Source organism: Cognatundibacterium oligocarboniphilum (assembly GCF_013377855.1).
GTDB lineage: Bacteria > Pseudomonadota > Gammaproteobacteria > Burkholderiales > Burkholderiaceae_D > Undibacterium > Undibacterium oligocarboniphilum.
Genome location: NZ_JABXYJ010000002.1, coordinates 337074 through 352610, shown reverse-complemented (window position 1 = coordinate 352610; position 15537 = coordinate 337074). Strand labels below are relative to the sequence as shown.

Sequence of the window (15537 nt, the reverse complement as noted above, 5' to 3'; positions counted from 1 at the left end):
TGTTTTATTTTGGTGCAATGCGATTTTGAAACCCGGATTAATCATGATACTGCGCATGAAATAACAGGTGCGCAAACGTTTGCTATTGCTGTTGTCAGTTATCGCTTCTTGGGATTCTGAAGTCAAGAACAACTGCTTTGATGGCATCAAAAACAAACGATATATCCTGAAAATGTTGTGGATTTTTCACAGGAGTTTTTTGTTTGTCTGCAGGTTGTGCCGTAGGGAAAGAAATGTTGCATCGCACGGAAACAGGGCATGATCGATTGCAGTTATATTTTGCGGCCGGATGTATCCATAACTGTGCGCTGAATGGAGCAGGCATGCACTGCGTCATTTGAGATAGCGGATGCTTCCGGTATCGCATTTGCCGGTGGGGGGACACAGATACACTGAATGTGCAGATACGGTTACCAGTTACAATCCGGTCTGCATTTTTTTAGGATGGTTATGAATCAACAATTTGATGTCGCTGTGATCGGGGCGGGTGCTGCCGGCATGATGTGCGCAGCAGTGGCGGGGCAGCGGGGCAAGCGGGTTATTCTGATTGATCATGCCAGCCGCCTGGCGGAGAAAATCCGTATTTCTGGCGGGGGGCGGTGTAATTTTACGAATCTGCACACCAGCGCCAGGAATTTTTTATCGGACAATCCGCATTTCTGCAAAAGCGCATTGTCGCGTTTTACGCCGCAGGATTTTCTCGAAAAATTGAAGCAGCATGGAGTTGCCTGGCATGAAAAACATAAGGGACAGCTGTTCTGCGATGACAGCGCCGAAGATATTATCTGGATGTTGAAGGTGGAATGCGATGCTGGCCGGGTGCAGTGGCGTATGGGTGTTGCGGTAGAAGGTGTGCAGCAGGAACCGGATGGCGGATTTTGCCTGCAGACGACTCAGGGTGTCGTGCGGGTGGGGCAGGTCGTGATCGCCACCGGCGGTTTGTCGATTCCCAAAATCGGGGCGACGGATTTTGCCTTCAGCGTGGCCAGGCAGTTCGGACTGAAGGTGATCGAAACCCGGCCAGCGCTGGTGCCGTTGACATTTGATGCCGCAGCCTGGGAGCCTTTCGTGTCTTTGTCCGGTATTTCTCTTGAGGTGGATATCGAAACGGGCGAAAAGAAAAATAAAATCGTTTTCCGCGAAGATTTGTTGCTGACGCATCGTGGTTTGTCCGGTCCCGGGGTGTTGCAAATTTCCAGTTATTGGCAGTCAGGCACAGCGATTCGCGTGAATCTGCTGCCAGAGATTGATCTGGCTGATGAATTAGTGAATGCCAAAACGACGACCAAAAAGAATCTGGATAATTATCTTGCCCAATATCTGCCGTCCCGGCTGGCTGAGGGGCTGATCAGGGCGCATGGATTCGATGGCAGCCAGAAACTGGCCGATATGCAGGATAAACGTTTGCGTTTGTTGGGTGAAAAAATTAACCGCTGGGAGTTGTTTCCGAATGGTTCTGAGGGATACCGCAAGGCAGAGGTCACGCGCGGTGGCGTGGATACCCGTGAGCTGTCGCAGCAAAGTATGATGAGTCATCGGGTCCCAGGCTTGTATTTTATCGGTGAAGCAGTGGATGTCACCGGATGGCTGGGGGGCTTTAATTTTCAATGGGCATGGGCGTCCGGCTATGCTGCCGGACAGGCGCTGTAGTGAGTGCCATTATTTTACTTTCACTGCTGTCGTTTGGATACGACGGTATGTAAGGTTGTGGTATTGGCAATGTTGAAAGTGATGGAATTGATGCTTAATAGAAGATAAAAATATACTGAGGGGGAGTATATTTTGAAACCCTTTAAATATAAAGAGGTTAGGTGTATTTTGGGAGATACTCCCATGATTCTTTTTGGAAATAGTCTTTTTGGGAATCATGCGGCAGCAGGTGGTGTAATCCCGATGAAATAAATTTGCGTAAGATTTAATCATCGTTCTTCCCATAATTGAAAAAGCCTGTTAATATCTCGTTCTTCTATAAATCTTTCAATTGGTTTGAACTTACATGACCACAATTCGCCTTAAAGAAAACGAGCCGTTCGAAGTCGCCATGCGCCGCTTCAAGCGCACTATCGAAAAGACCGGTCTGTTGACCGAATTGCGCGCTCGCGAGTTCTACGAGAAGCCAACTGCGGAGCGCAAGCGTAAGCTGGCAGCAGCGGTTAAGCGTCACTACAAACGCATTCGTAGTCAGCAATTGCCTAAGAAAATGTATTAATTCCGGGCGTGTGTCTGGCACTGTCAGATGCGCTCAGTCTGTTATTCCTTAGGTGTGCATGCCCGCTCCGGTAGTCCGCAGCGGGCTTTGTTGTTTTTATCTGTTTTATATCAAGGGGTAAGTAATGAGCTTAAAAGACCAAATCACCGATGACATGAAAGCTGCGATGCGTGCCAAGGAAGCTGGCAAGCTCGGTACCATCCGGTTGTTGACTGCCGCGATGAAGCAAAAAGAGGTGGATGAGCGGGTCGAGCTGGACGATGGCATGATCCTGGCGATCATCGAAAAAATGATCAAGCAGCGTAAAGATTCGATTCAGCAGTTCGAAGCAGGTGGTCGTCAGGATCTCGCAGATATCGAAAAAGCAGAGCTGGCTGTGCTGGCTACCTATATGCCAGCGGCATTATCGGATGAGGAAGTAGCTGCTGCGGTGGCTGCTGCGGTAGCAGAAACAGGCGCTGCCGGGCCGCAGGATATGCGCAAGGTGATTGATGTGCTGAAAGCGAAGCTCGCAGGCCGTGCCGATATGGGAAAAGTATCCGGACTGGTCAAGGCTGCGTTGACGCGCTGATTGGCATTCGTAATTTGTGAATATCCATTTCCACCTATTGACTGATTTTTCATTCCGGACTTGATACCTCAAAGTTTTATTCAGGACTTGCTTGCCCGCGTCGATATCGTTGATGTCGTGGGTAAGTACGTTCAACTGAAAAAAGGTGGCACAAACTATATGGGTTTGTGCCCCTTTCATAACGAAAAATCTCCCAGTTTTACCGTGAGTCCTACAAAGCAGTTCTACCATTGCTTTGGATGTGGTGCGCATGGCAGTTCCATTGGTTTTCTGATGGAATATTCCGGGGTCAGTTATGTCGATGCCATTCGTGAGCTGGCGCAGGCAAACGGCATGATTGTGCCGGAAGAAGATCGCATGCTGCCGGCACAGCGGGCTGAGGTGCAGGCGAAAACCCTGGCTTTGTCCGAGGTAATGAGTAAAGCCGGTGACTACTACAAACGGCAATTGCGTGGTGCGCCAGCAGCTGTGGCATATCTGAAAAAACGCGGACTGACGGGGGAAATTGCCGCCCGTTTCGGTCTGGGATTTGCGCCAGATGCCTGGGATGGATTGCGCTCGGTTTTCGTAGATTATCAGGCACCTGAGCTGGTAGAGGCGGGACTGGTGATTGATAAAAGTGATGAGGCCAGTGCCGGGCGGAAGCGTTACGACCGTTTTCGTGACCGGATCATGTTCCCGATCCGTAATACCAAAGGTCAGATTATTGGTTTTGGTGGCCGGATCATGGAGCAGGGTGAGCCCAAATATCTGAACTCTCCTGAAACACCGTTGTTTCAGAAAGGCTATGAATTGTATGGCTTATTTGAGGCGCGCCAGTCGATTCGCGATGCAGGTTATGTACTGGTCACCGAAGGCTATATGGATGTGGTGGCGCTCGCGCAAATGGGGTTTCCTCAGGCTGTGGCAACCCTGGGAACTGCGTGTACGCCGACGCATGTGCAGAAATTGCTGAGACAGACTGACCACGTTATTTTCAGTTTTGATGGTGATGCCGCCGGACGGCGGGCAGCCAGGCGTGCGCTCGATGCCTGCTTGCCGCATGTGAATGACGATAAATTTATCAAATTCCTGTTTTTACCGGCAGAACATGATCCGGATAGCTATATCCGCGAATTTGGCGCGGATGCTTTTGCCCGGGAAGTGCAGGAGGCGATGCCTTTGTCGCAATTCTTTATGCGGGAAGTCATGGCTGATCATGATATGGGATCCGCAGAAGGCCGCGCAAAAACACAATTCGATGCCAAACCATTGCTGCAGCAGATGCAACCCTCGGCTTTGCGGCTGCAAATGGTTCGCAATCTGGCGCAACTGACGCAAAGTACGCCTGCTGAAATTGAAACGCTGTTTGAACTGGCGCAGCCTGTTTCCCGTCAGAAGATTGCTCCACCTAAAGCAAGGCGCAGTGCTCCAGTCGGGCTGGAGCGGCAAATTATGCGAATACTGGTTGCTTGCCCTGCGCATGCTGTTTTGCTGGATCAGCAATCTTTGCAGGAAGCGGCTCAAGTGGCGCCGGATGGCGCAGCCATGCTGCGTCAGCTGGTGGATGTTGCGCAGGAGATGGGGGCTGAAGCGCAGTTCGTCGCACTGGCGGAACGTTTGCGGGAAACCGGTGCGGACTTCGATGAATTGATTGCTGAAGTGGCCGGGCAGACCGATCCTGATCCTGAATTAATCCGTCTGGAATTACAGGGGGCAATACGGCAGATCCGTTCTCAGGCCCTTAAAATGGAGGCGGATCAACTGGTGGCTGGCGGGTTGGGGACTGAGGCTGAGCGCGCCCGGTGGCGGGAAATTATGCTCTTGCAGGACACTTTACGTCAGCAGGCGATACAGGAGGCTGCCGCCCGGTGACTTCGGATACTGTTTGTGTGGTTACAGGTTTGCTTGCCGCAAAGGGTTTGTCTGGAAAATAGAAAACTTAACCAGAAACTAATTTGCCTAAATTTTTATCAAATTACTTGTCTTTATACGGGTTTCGGGGTAGAGAAAAGACGGTTGGCATGGTATAATTAAAGGCTTACGATTCAAGGTCTTAGGTTGTTTCATTCTGTTCGGAAGCGTGTTGTCGCCGTATTGCGATAAGCGGATTTCGTGTGGAATGTGTTGTTTAGGCGAGCGTAATGCTCCTCCGAGTAACCCAAAACACTGGCGCTGAGACTCGGGAAGTCTGAAGCAAAAATAGTTTGTACCGTATGCAGGCCGTCAGGTCTGGCGGCGGCTTATTTTCTTTTTGCGTTAGTGACAGACGACTTCCTCAGTTCCGGATGGTTTAATTCAATGGCTGACGCAATGAAGAAACCCGCAAAAAACCTGATGCCTGCAACGGTAAAAAAAACTGCGACTAAGGCATCCAAAGATGCAAGTACCGCTACAGCAGCGAAAACTTCGCGTCAACCAGCAGCCAGAGCAACCACTGCAACTCCTAAAGCACAATTGAAACCTACCAAAAAAACTGCTGCTCCGGCAGCAAAAGCCAGCACAGCAGCCAAAGTCACGGCAAAACCGAAGTCTGCACCAGTCAGGGGTGCTGATAAAAAAGTAGTTGCGAAAGATGTTAAAGCGCCTAAAGTAAATAAGGCAGCTTCGCCGGCAGCTGCGCGTACTGCAACAAAATCTGCCGCTAAACCAGCAGCAAAATCGGTGGTTAAGCCAACGGTCAGAACGGCAGCGCCGTCAGCGGCAAAGAGCGTGGGCAAAGCAGGAACAAAAGCGGTCTCTTCAAAAACAATTGTTCAAAAGGGCGTCACTCCGTCATCGAAGAAACCGGTTGCTAAAGACGTGATAGCGAAAGAAGTAACGGCCAAGTTGCCACCGAAAACCAGAAAGAATGATGTCAAGCCCGAGGAAGTCATTGCGCATCAGGTCGCCGGAAAAAACAATCGTGCAAAAGCAGGGGAAACAGTTGAAAAACAGGCTGTTTCTGCAGTATCGAAAGCTTCCGTGACAACTAACAGAACCGATTCAAAAACAGTGACTAAGCCTACCAAGAAATCAACAAAAGCAGTACCTGAAATTCAGGAAATCAAGACCGGTGCAGCACCGACAGTCAGTCAGACGACTGATGCTGCGGTGCTCGCTGCGATTGACACATCCGGTTATGTATTGCCGGGAGTGAAAGTGCCGGGACGTCGTGGACGCAAGCCGAAAGAATACCAGCCTGAGAATGACGAAATCGCTGCATTGAATGCGGTAGAGCGTGCTGAAATGAAAGCCATTGACAAGGCAAAGGCAAAAGATCGCAAAGCGAAAGAAAAAGCATTGTTGAAAGACGCGTTTTCTTCTGATCCGGAAGCGACAGAAGAAGAACTGGAGCGTCGTCGCCAAAAACTGAAAACACTGATCAAGCTCGGTAAGGATCGCGGCTACCTGACTTTTGCCGAAATTAACGATCACCTGCCTGAGAATGTGGTTGATCCTGAAGCAATTGAAGGCATCATCGGCACATTTAACGATATGGGCGTGGCTGTCTATGAACAGGCCCCCGATGCCGAGACATTATTGTTGTCCGATAATGTAGTGACGGTCACCACGGATGATGATGAAGTCGAAGCAGCGGCAGAAGCTGCCCTGTCAACTGTCGATTCAGATTTTGGTCGTACAACAGATCCTGTGCGCATGTATATGCGTGAAATGGGGTCGGTCGAATTGCTGACGCGAGAAGGCGAAATCGTTATTGCGAAGAAAATTGAGGAAGGCCTGAAAGACATGATTCAGGCGATTTCCGCATGCCCGACCACGATTGCGGAAATTCTCGCAGCGGCAGACAAAATTGCCTCCGACGAAATCAAAATTGATGAAATCGTTGATGGTCTGGTTGATCCGAATGCCTCAGAAGATGCTGCACCGGTGGTCGCTGCCGCATCAGATGAAGAGTCTGACGACGAAGAGGACGATGACGAAGAGGACGAAGGAGAAGAGGAAGATGGCGGTGCAGCAGGCGCGGCCGCAATCTCTTCTGAGCAACTTGAGCAGATGAAGCGCGATGCGCTCGCCAAGTTTGAAATCATCGCTTCTAATTTCGAGAAAATGCGCAAGTCCTTTGAAAAGGAAGGCTATAACTCGAAATCATATGTCAAAGCGCAGGAAGCGATTTCCAATGAATTGCTCGGCATCCGCTTCACCGCTAAAGTAGTTGAAAAATTATGTGATACGCTGCGCGGCCAGGTTGATGAAGTGCGGCACATTGAGAAGCAGATTCTGGACGTTGCTGTGAATCGTTGCGGTATGCCGCGCTCGCATTTCATCAAGGTTTTCCCCGGAAATGAAACCAACCTGAGCTGGGTTGAGGGTGAAGTCAATTCTGGCCATGCATACAGCGCTGTTCTCGGGCGTAATGTGCCTGCAGTCCAGCAATTGCAGCAAAAGCTGATTGATTTGCAGGCACGGGTCGTTCTGCCATTAACTGATTTACGCAACATCAATAAAAAGATGTCTGCCGGCGAAATGAAAGCGCGCAAGGCCAAGCGGGAGATGACCGAGGCGAACCTGCGTCTGGTGATTTCGATCGCCAAGAAATATACCAACCGTGGCCTGCAATTCCTTGATCTGATCCAGGAAGGCAATATCGGTTTGATGAAGGCGGTGGATAAATTCGAATATCGTCGCGGTTATAAATTCTCGACTTATGCCACCTGGTGGATTCGTCAGGCAATTACCCGCTCGATTGCCGATCAGGCACGTACCATCCGTATTCCTGTGCACATGATTGAAACGATTAATAAGATGAATCGTATTTCACGTCAGATTTTGCAGGAAACTGGTGTGGAACCGGATCCGGCAACGCTGGCGATCAAAATGGAAATGCCGGAAGATAAAATCCGCAAGATCATGAAGATTGCGAAAGAACCGATTTCGATGGAAACACCGATCGGTGATGACGATGATTCCCATCTGGGCGACTTCATCGAAGACAACCATACGCTGGCGCCGGCCGACGCGGCATTGCACGCATCGATGCGCAATGTCGTGAAAGATGTGCTCGACTCCCTGACGCCGCGCGAAGCCAAGGTTTTGCGCATGCGTTTTGGTGTGGAAATGTCGACTGACCACACATTGGAAGAGGTCGGAAAACAGTTCGATGTGACCCGCGAACGGATTCGCCAGATTGAAGCAAAAGCCTTGCGTAAACTGCGCCATCCATCGCGTTCTGACAAGCTCAAGAGCTTCCTCGAAGGCAATTAATGGTATACAATGGGCGCTGATTTTTTTTCGGTGCCCGTTTAACAAGTTGTGCTGATTGTTCGGCGCAATATTTTGCAGGCGGCAGCATCAGGTTTTTCCTGCAAAGACTGAAGTCAGCATCCAATCCTGGATTCACCTCAGATTACCGCAGGCAGAGCTTGCAGAAAGAATTGGGCCTCTAGCTCATGCTGGTTAGAGCAGCGGACTCATAATCCGTTGGTACCGTGTTCGACTCACGGGAGGCCCACCATTCAATTATCATGACTGATACAAAGTCCCAATCCACTTCTTCCGCAGACACCACCACAGGTTCAGACGTCAAGTTTGACGATTTTGGTTTGTCTCCCGATATATTGCGCGCTTTGTCCGAACAGGGCTATGTGCATCCGACCCCCATTCAGGCGCAAGCCATTCCCGTTGTCTTGCAAGGCAAGGACGTGATGGGAGCAGCTCAGACCGGAACTGGAAAAACGGCAGGTTTTTCCCTGCCGATCATTCAGCGCTTGCTGACGCATGCTAGCAGCAGCGCATCACCTGCACGCCATCCGGTTCGTGCATTGATTCTGACACCGACCCGTGAGTTGGCGGATCAGGTGGCGGATAATGTGAAAGCGTATTCCAGATATACGCCTTTGCGCTCGACAGTCGTATTTGGTGGCGTTGATATGGCACCGCAAACGGCAGCATTGCGTGCGGGTGTGGAGATTGTGATTGCCACGCCGGGCCGCTTGCTGGATCATGTTCAGCAAAAAACAATTAATCTGTCCCAGACCCAGATTCTGGTCATGGATGAAGCGGATCGTATGCTGGATATGGGCTTTTTGCCTGACCTGCAGCGCATTATCAATCTGCTGCCCAAGAGTCGGCAGAATCTCATGTTTTCTGCGACCTTTTCACCGGAAATTAAAAAGCTGGCTGCCAGCTTCCTGAGCCAGCCGCAAACTATCGAAGTCGCCCGTAGTAATGCGACTGCCGACAATGTGACCCAGATTCTGTACAAAGTCGCTGAGGATGAAAAAAGGGATGCTGTCTCTTTCATTATTCGTGAGCGGGGCCTGAAGCAGGTGATTGTTTTCAGCAACACCAAAATTGGTGCTTCACGGCTGGCAGTACATCTTGTGAAGCAAGGTGTGAAGGCGGCAGCTATTCATGGCGATAAATCGCAAAGTGAACGCATGTTGGCTCTGGATGATTTTAAACGTGGTGAAGTGGAAGTGCTGGTGGCAACGGATGTTGCGGCGCGTGGGCTCGATATTTCGGAAATGCCTTGCGTGATCAATTTTGATCTGCCATACAACGCGGAAGATTATGTACACCGGATTGGCCGTACAGGCCGCGCCGGCGCGAAAGGTGACGCCATTTCCCTGCACACTGATCAGGATGAGCGTTTGCTGGTCGATATTGAAAAACTGATTAAGCAAAAGATTGTGCGTCTGAATCTGGCAGGATTTGTGGCAACATCGGTTCATCAGCCTGAGCGGGCGCGTCCGCATCGTGACAGGAATGACTATCCGGATCGCAGCGAGAAACGTGGTTATGCCGCACCCAGGGAAAAAATCGACCCTTGGTTTTTGAAGCCCTATGAACCAAGCGTCGCTGCTCCTGTCGCTGCACATTCGTCAACCATGGGCAGCAAAACAAAATCTGCTGACGATGATGCAAAGCCAGTGCGCCGTGCTGCCTTGCTGGGCGGCTTGCCTAAACGCTGATTTCCCGGGACTGGCGATACTATTCTGTCTGCTGTGCAGGACATTGATTCCATACCAGCTCGGCAGCGCATAAGTCTTCGATGGCGGTACCGACTGACTTGAACAGCGTGATATCCAACCCTGGAATTGATGTCGGTATTTTTTTCCCAGCACACAATTCACTGAGTTCTGCCAGAATATTCCCACGACCGATAATTCCGTTTTTCATTGGCTGAGTTAAATCACCGGCTTCAGACAATGCTCCTGAATACGTATCTACGGCGATCCGGCTGCGGCCGACAGCGGTATCATCCACTTCCCGCATGTCCGGTCGGAATCCACCAACAAGATCCAGATGTGTACCGGGTTTCAGCCAATTTCCCTGAATAATCGGTGCGCGGCTGGTCGTCGCACAACTGATGACATCTGCCTGGCCCGCTGCGTTAGCTAAGTCGGTGGCGACGATGACCTCCACATCGGATGGAAAGTCCGGGTTATTTCTGATATTCATCGCGCATTGATGCGCTTTTTTTTCATCACGTCCCCAGACTTGCACCTGTCTGAATACCCGGGTAACAGTATGCGCAGCTGCCAGTGCCGGAATCAGTGTTCCTGTACCAACCATGAGCAGTGTGCGGCTGTCGGGCCGTGACAAATAAGAGGATGCCAACGCTGATGCCGCAGCCGTTCTTCTTAGTGTCAGTTCTTCGCCATCCATGAGTGCCAGTGGAACTCCTGTCCGGGCATCTAACAGGATAAAAATCGCATGTACGGATGGTGCCGCTGTGTTTTCCGGCGCGACGGTCACCAGTTTGACGCCGGCTTTACCACCTTCTTGCCAGACGGGCATTAATAGCAGTGTGCTTATTGGTTGTTCTGAAATGGTGTGGACATGACGCTGCGGGGCTTGAATCGGTTGACAAAACTGTTCGGCCAGTGCGCTGATCAGTTCCTGATATGGCAGGGCTTGCCGGATTTGTTGCCTGTCAAAATATGGAATCATTCATACTCCAGTGTGGTGCGAAAAAAATTCCCGGCGGAAGAGTCATTTTCTGATTGTCGGGGGGAGTTTTGATCGGGATGGAAGTGCTCCTGACGGAAAGTAGTTTGATGCTGGTACCTATCTTATTTTCCTCTAGTTTTGCGCTCTTCTGATTGAAATATCTGTTCTATCGGTAATTGAAACAGACGCGAAATACCAAAGGCAAGAGGCAGGCTAGGATCATAGCGACCAGTTTCAATCGCATTGATCGTTTGACGCGATACTTCCAGGTTGTCCGCCAGTTCTGCCTGGCTCCATTCCTTCTGCATTCGTAATTCTCTCAAGATATTTTTCATGACTGGTGTTCCGTCCATTTACGAATACAGCTGATTCCTCCCCAGGACCCCATTAGTATCGGCCAAACCCAGAACATGCTGATCAGTGGAAAATCCGCCGACTCCATAAAGCCGTAGGTTAGTGATAAAGCGGCGGTCAGACCGGCGGCGATACCCATGTTTTCGAGCGACCATAAACGTAGATAAGTGTCCATTCGCTGAAATTGGCGCACTATCGCCCATAGTGTTGCCAGCGAAGGAATGATCGGACTGATGATAACGAGTGTTCGTGATAAACCGTTATTCATACTTCGCGCAAAACTGACGGAGGCAAACAGAATGATGCAATAACCAGCAATGCTGATCCATAATTCACGTTGGTATTGGCGATTCATCTCTTTTTCGCGCATGTTTCTCTCCTTTTAGTCAAGTAGACTTGACATCATTGATGAATAAAAAAGCAGGCAAAATAATTTTCCTGCTAAGTCAAAGGGGGTGCTTAACAATAAAATATTGTCATAATGTAAAATATGCTTTACATATTAGTTGATAGAACTGTCTTATCAAGTACGCTTTACAGAAAATTATCCAACAATGCGGATAATTTTCTGTCACAACATGGAGATACGCTGAGATGGTGGGATTGCTATGCTCAGAGAACGTTGAGCTGCACGTCAATATTGCCTCTTGTGGCATTGGAATAAGGGCAGACTTCATGTGCCTTTTGTACCAGCGCAGATGCGGCAGCTTTGTCCATGCCGGGTAGGGAAATATTCAGTGTGACCTGAATACCGAATCCACCATGTCCATTTGGTCCGATACCTACCTGACCGTGAACGGAAACATCCGCCGGCATAGGGATTTTTCCAGCTGCAGCAACAAACTTCATCGCGCCAATGAAGCAGGCTGAGTAACCAGCAGCAAATAATTGCTCAGGATTGGTGCCATCACCACCAGCGCCTCCCAGCGCTTTTGGGGTGGTCAGTTTTACGTCTAATTGCTGATCGTCTGACATAGCGCGGCCATCACGCCCACCGGTTGCGGTGGCATTAGCTGTGTAAAGAATTTGCATGGTAAAGCTCCTTAAAAAATATTAGAAACAATCAAAAGACCGTGCAATTATTTTATTGTGCAATTTAATTGCATGCAATATAAATAGTGATTGAAATTTTCTATGATACGTATTGAAAATTTATTCCTGACGGCTTAATTGTTCGTTTAACTGATCGCGTAAGGCAGATAGTTGCTGTCGTAAACCGGTGACAGAGTCTCTTTGCAAGCCACTGGCACACATGATTTGAAGGGGGACTTCCCGGGCAGCTTTCTTGATATGTTTGCCCTGAGTGGTGAGCGTGATTCTCACCTGGCGCTCGTCCGATGCATCACGGTTTCTCTTTATAAATCCTGCCGCTTCGAGCCGTTTCAACAGTGGTGTCAGGGTACCAGAGTCGAGAAATAACAGACTTCCGATTTCTTTGACTAAAAGATCATTCTGCTCCCACAGCACCAGCATCACCAGATACTGGGGATAGGTCAGGCCGAGTTTGTCCAGTAAAGGCTTATATGTTTTGGTTAATGCCAGTGAGGCGGAATAGAGCGCAAAGCAAAACTGGTTATTCAGTGCCAGTACATCAACATCGGATTTCGTGAAAGATTTTGCGTTCATGAATGTGACCGGGGAATTTCAGAAAAATGAGGGATGTCGCTATCATAATGAAAAGTCTCTGTTCTGCCAGCAGGTTTCGCATCAGACAGGGCAGGTATAATGGCATATTTCTGAAATAGCGCATTTTCGAGCATTATTTCTCATTATTCCTCAAGCATACAGATGCTTTTTAATACCTAAGGGTTTGTTGTGACATTTACAGAGAAACTCAATAGCGCATGGCGCGGCAATCAATCCTTGCTTTGCGTAGGGCTGGATCCGGATATCCCCCGTTTTCCGGTAGAGCTAAAGGGAAAGCCAGATGCGATTTTTACTTTTTGCAAAGCGATCATTGATGCTACGGCAGATTTGGCATGCGCATTCAAACCGCAGATCGCGTATTTTTCCGCTTTGCGGGCGGAAGATCAGTTGGAAGAGATTTGCCGTTATGTCAAAACAACTTATCCTGCCATTCCTGTCGTGCTTGATGCAAAGCGCGGAGATATTGGCGCGACGGCCGAACAGTATGCTCGTGAGGCGTATGAACGTTATGAGGCGGATGCTGTCACCGTGAATCCGTATATGGGATTTGATTCAGTGGCACCCTACCTGGAATGGAAAGACCGCGGCGTTATTATATTGTGCAGAACTTCGAATGCCGGTGGTTCAGACCTGCAATTCCTGGATGTCGGTGGTAAGCCGCTTTATCTGCATGTTGCCCGGCTGGTAGCAGACAAATGGAATCTGAACGGGCAATGTTCACTGGTGGTCGGTGCCACCTTTCCTGATGAACTGGCTCAAGTGAGGCAAGTCATCGGCGACATGCCTTTACTGGTACCGGGTATTGGCGCCCAGGGCGGAGATATCGCTGCGACAGTCCATGCTGGTCAGACAACAGATGGCACAGGCATGATGATCAATTCATCCCGCGCTATTTTGTATGCAAAACAGCTTCAATCTGAGACGTATGCGGCAGCAGCCAGACGGATTGCTGTTGAGACGCGTGATGCGATTAATCGCTACCGCAAGGTCACCGGCTGATCTTATTTCGCCGGAAGTCGCTATTCATAACTTAAACCAGTAAAGACCTGACACGTTCATAGCCGGAGCGGCTCACAGGAATCTTCGCGCCGCTTTTGAGGCAGGCTGATTGCGAGTCTTTACTGGAGCGCTCAAAGCCGGTCAGCGCATGTAATGCCAACAGATAAGAGCGGTGTACCCGAACAAATTTTGCTGGATTCAATTGTTTTTCTATGTCCGACAAGCTCTGGGTTTTCATCCACGATTTCTCCCCGGAATGAATGACGATATAGTCATCCTGCGCCTCGATATAATCAATATCACTGAGTGGCAAGGCATGCACTGTGCCACGATCGCGAATCAGCAGCCGCTGCGATGTTTCTGTGGCGGCCGCCAGTACTTGATGTAAGCTGCCTGGAGTATTGCTAGCCGCTTCGTCCACGCTGTTACTGTCGGTCGTCTTGTTTCCGATGGTTTTTTTTGCTTTTAAAACGGCCTCATCAAAGCGCTGTTGTGAAAATGGTTTGAGCAGGTAATCAACTGCATACAAGTCAAAAGCTTTGACAGCATACTGATCGTAGGCGGTTGTGAAAATAACACCGTGCCGCCGCCCCGTCACTTCCAGGATATCGAGACCAGTCATTTCTGGCATCTGAATATCGAGAAAAATCAGATCCGGTTGCAATGCTTCAATCTGCATCACAGTGTCGAGGCCAGTTTCAGACTCACCGGCAATCTGTAAATCGCCATGTGAGCGCAGATACTCACGAATCAGCCTGCGAGCCAGATATTCATCATCAGCGATCAATATTTTCAGATCAGATTTCATCTTGCTTCAGCTCCAAAGGTAAGGCGATCTCAAGGATGAACTGCTGTTCTTTTTTTTCCCAGTGTATTCTTGCCTGATCACCATACAGGGTGGCCAGTCGCTCGCGGATATTCAATAAACCAAGCCCATTTCCTGTTGTTGGCGTGGTATTGCTGGCGCACGGATTTTCTGTACGGATATGCAGCCAGCCATGATGCTGCAGTATCTGCATGGCGATGGTGCCGCCAGATCGTAAATGGCGTATTCCGTGCTTGATGGCATTTTCAAACAGTGGCTGCAGCAGCATACCCGGTACCAGTGCATCGGCAGCATTGGCGGCAAGTTGAATATCAGTCTGTAGTTTATTGCCAAAGCGAATTTTTTCGACTGCCAGAAAATGTTCGCACAATTCAAGCTCGACACGCAGCGTTACCTTTTCTTGCTCTGCCAGCGTCAGAGTTTTCCGGAAAAAATCCGCCAGAGCAATCGTCATTTCTCTGGCCGCAGAGGGATCAACCACGGTTAATGCGCTGATGGAGTTCAGGCTGTTAAATAAGAAGTGTGGATCAATCTGTGAACGCAATACCTGTAGTTCAGCATCTCTGGCAGCCAGTTTGGAATTGGTTGCGCGGCGTTCGGCTTCGCGCATCGTGTTAAAGGCAATCAAAACGTCATAAGCCAGCAGCGACAGCAGGTACAAGGTGAAACCGAGAATCAGTAACAGAACATTCAGATATTCCGTCATTTGTAAGGCATAAGTACTGCCGGTGAACAATGCCAGTACCTGATTCCAACCCTGGCACAAACCCAGCAATATCGCCCCGGAAATCAGGGCGCTGCTGCCGAAAATAACAATGGCAATATAAAAGGGTCTTTGATTGACCGGAAATGCACGACAGATATAGTAGGCAGATGTTGCAAAAAAACTGAAAACAAAAATGACCGGCAGTGTCAGCAACAGAGAATAAGACCAGTCGCTCATGCCTGCTGTGACCAGAAATCTGGCAAACAGAATTCCAGTCAGCAGCCATGTCACAACATACCAGAGCAGGCGGCGAAAATCAGACAGTACCGGATGCATTATGAATCAGGACG

General features: G+C 49.5%; 14 protein-coding genes and 1 tRNA gene. 8 read left to right on the top strand and 7 right to left on the bottom strand.

The window, feature by feature from the left end; genetic code table 11:
• Nucleotides 1–450: 450 nt before the first annotated feature.
• From HV832_RS04625 to HV832_RS04595, 7 genes are all read left to right on the top strand, one after another.
• Nucleotides 451–1650, top strand: a complete 1200-nt coding sequence (locus tag HV832_RS04625) for a BaiN/RdsA family NAD(P)/FAD-dependent oxidoreductase (RefSeq protein WP_176802374.1) — start codon at nt 451–453, stop codon at nt 1648–1650.
• A gap of 346 nt (nt 1651–1996) precedes the next feature.
• On the top strand, nt 1997–2209 hold the full coding sequence (gene rpsU, locus HV832_RS04620; RefSeq protein WP_005877634.1) for a 30S ribosomal protein S21: 213 nt from the start codon (nt 1997–1999) through the stop codon (nt 2207–2209).
• Between the two features lie 124 nt (nt 2210–2333).
• Nucleotides 2334–2780, top strand: coding sequence for a GatB/YqeY domain-containing protein (locus HV832_RS04615; RefSeq protein WP_176802373.1), 447 nt, complete (start codon nt 2334–2336; stop codon nt 2778–2780).
• 60 nt (nt 2781–2840) lie between these two features.
• Nucleotides 2841–4634, top strand: a complete 1794-nt coding sequence (gene dnaG / locus HV832_RS04610; protein WP_176802372.1) for a DNA primase — start codon at nt 2841–2843, stop codon at nt 4632–4634.
• Nucleotides 4635–5795: 1161 nt separating this feature from the next.
• Nucleotides 5796–7964, top strand: coding sequence for an RNA polymerase sigma factor RpoD (gene rpoD / locus HV832_RS04605; protein ID WP_317889299.1), 2169 nt, complete (start codon nt 5796–5798; stop codon nt 7962–7964).
• Between the two features lie 172 nt (nt 7965–8136).
• Nucleotides 8137–8214, top strand: a tRNA-Ile gene (locus HV832_RS04600).
• 10 nt (nt 8215–8224) lie between these two features.
• Nucleotides 8225–9673: a DEAD/DEAH box helicase gene (locus HV832_RS04595; RefSeq protein ID WP_176802371.1), complete on the top strand. Its 1449-nt coding sequence runs from the start codon at nt 8225–8227 to the stop codon at nt 9671–9673.
• Nucleotides 9674–9692: 19 nt separating this feature from the next.
• Here HV832_RS04595 and lhpI read toward each other — a convergent pair whose 3' ends face one another.
• The 5 genes from lhpI to HV832_RS04570 form a co-directional block, all read right to left on the bottom strand.
• Nucleotides 9693–10655, bottom strand: coding sequence for a bifunctional Delta(1)-pyrroline-2-carboxylate/Delta(1)-piperideine-2-carboxylate reductase (lhpI, locus tag HV832_RS04590; RefSeq protein WP_176802370.1), 963 nt, complete (start codon nt 10653–10655; stop codon nt 9693–9695).
• A gap of 122 nt (nt 10656–10777) precedes the next feature.
• Nucleotides 10778–10990, bottom strand: a complete 213-nt coding sequence (locus HV832_RS04585) for a helix-turn-helix transcriptional regulator (RefSeq protein ID WP_176802369.1) — start codon at nt 10988–10990, stop codon at nt 10778–10780.
• The gene (locus tag HV832_RS04580) at nt 10987–11379 is read right to left on the bottom strand and encodes a hypothetical protein (RefSeq protein ID WP_176802368.1); all 393 of its coding nucleotides are present in this window, start codon (nt 11377–11379) and stop codon (nt 10987–10989) included. The genes HV832_RS04585 and HV832_RS04580 overlap by 4 nt, the downstream gene beginning before the upstream one ends.
• 242 nt (nt 11380–11621) lie before the next feature.
• Complete coding sequence (locus tag HV832_RS04575; RefSeq protein ID WP_176802367.1) at nt 11622–12041, bottom strand: organic hydroperoxide resistance protein; 420 nt, start codon at nt 12039–12041, stop codon at nt 11622–11624.
• 120 nt (nt 12042–12161) lie between these two features.
• Complete coding sequence (locus tag HV832_RS04570; RefSeq protein WP_176802366.1) at nt 12162–12635, bottom strand: MarR family winged helix-turn-helix transcriptional regulator; 474 nt, start codon at nt 12633–12635, stop codon at nt 12162–12164.
• A 189-nt stretch (nt 12636–12824) separates the two neighbouring features.
• Here HV832_RS04570 and pyrF point away from each other — a divergent pair, with 189 nt between their 5' ends.
• A complete protein-coding gene (gene pyrF, locus HV832_RS04565) occupies nt 12825–13655 on the top strand; it encodes an orotidine-5'-phosphate decarboxylase (protein ID WP_176802365.1) in 831 nt (276 codons plus the stop codon).
• 31 nt (nt 13656–13686) lie between these two features.
• Here pyrF and HV832_RS04560 read toward each other — a convergent pair whose 3' ends face one another.
• Nucleotides 13687–14463 (bottom strand): LytR/AlgR family response regulator transcription factor, encoded by a 777-nt coding sequence (locus HV832_RS04560; protein ID WP_223827137.1) that lies wholly within the window; start codon nt 14461–14463, stop codon nt 13687–13689.
• The gene (locus HV832_RS04555; protein ID WP_176802364.1) at nt 14453–15523 is read right to left on the bottom strand and encodes a sensor histidine kinase; all 1071 of its coding nucleotides are present in this window, start codon (nt 15521–15523) and stop codon (nt 14453–14455) included. Before HV832_RS04555 ends, HV832_RS04560 begins: the two co-directional genes overlap by 11 nt.
• Between the last annotated feature and the right edge of the window lie 14 nt (nt 15524–15537).

Bases quoted from the DNA above. Each gene is read 5' to 3' on its own strand.
- HV832_RS04625 (WP_176802374.1), top strand. From the start codon at position 451: ATGAATCAACAATTTGATGTCGCTGTGATCGGGGCGGGTGCTGCCGGC.
- HV832_RS04580 (WP_176802368.1), bottom strand. From the start codon at position 11,379: ATGCGCGAAAAAGAGATGAATCGCCAATACCAACGTGAATTATGGATC.
- rpsU (WP_005877634.1), top strand. From the start codon at position 1,997: ATGACCACAATTCGCCTTAAAGAAAACGAGCCGTTCGAAGTCGCCATG.
- HV832_RS04595 (WP_176802371.1), top strand. From the start codon at position 8,225: ATGACTGATACAAAGTCCCAATCCACTTCTTCCGCAGACACCACCACA.
- lhpI (WP_176802370.1), bottom strand. From the start codon at position 10,655: ATGATTCCATATTTTGACAGGCAACAAATCCGGCAAGCCCTGCCATAT.
- HV832_RS04560 (WP_223827137.1), bottom strand. From the start codon at position 14,463: ATGAAATCTGATCTGAAAATATTGATCGCTGATGATGAATATCTGGCT.
- HV832_RS04585 (WP_176802369.1), bottom strand. From the start codon at position 10,990: ATGAAAAATATCTTGAGAGAATTACGAATGCAGAAGGAATGGAGCCAG.
- HV832_RS04615 (WP_176802373.1), top strand. From the start codon at position 2,334: ATGAGCTTAAAAGACCAAATCACCGATGACATGAAAGCTGCGATGCGT.
- HV832_RS04555 (WP_176802364.1), bottom strand. From the start codon at position 15,523: ATGCATCCGGTACTGTCTGATTTTCGCCGCCTGCTCTGGTATGTTGTG.
- HV832_RS04570 (WP_176802366.1), bottom strand. From the start codon at position 12,635: ATGAACGCAAAATCTTTCACGAAATCCGATGTTGATGTACTGGCACTG.
- HV832_RS04575 (WP_176802367.1), bottom strand. From the start codon at position 12,041: ATGCAAATTCTTTACACAGCTAATGCCACCGCAACCGGTGGGCGTGAT.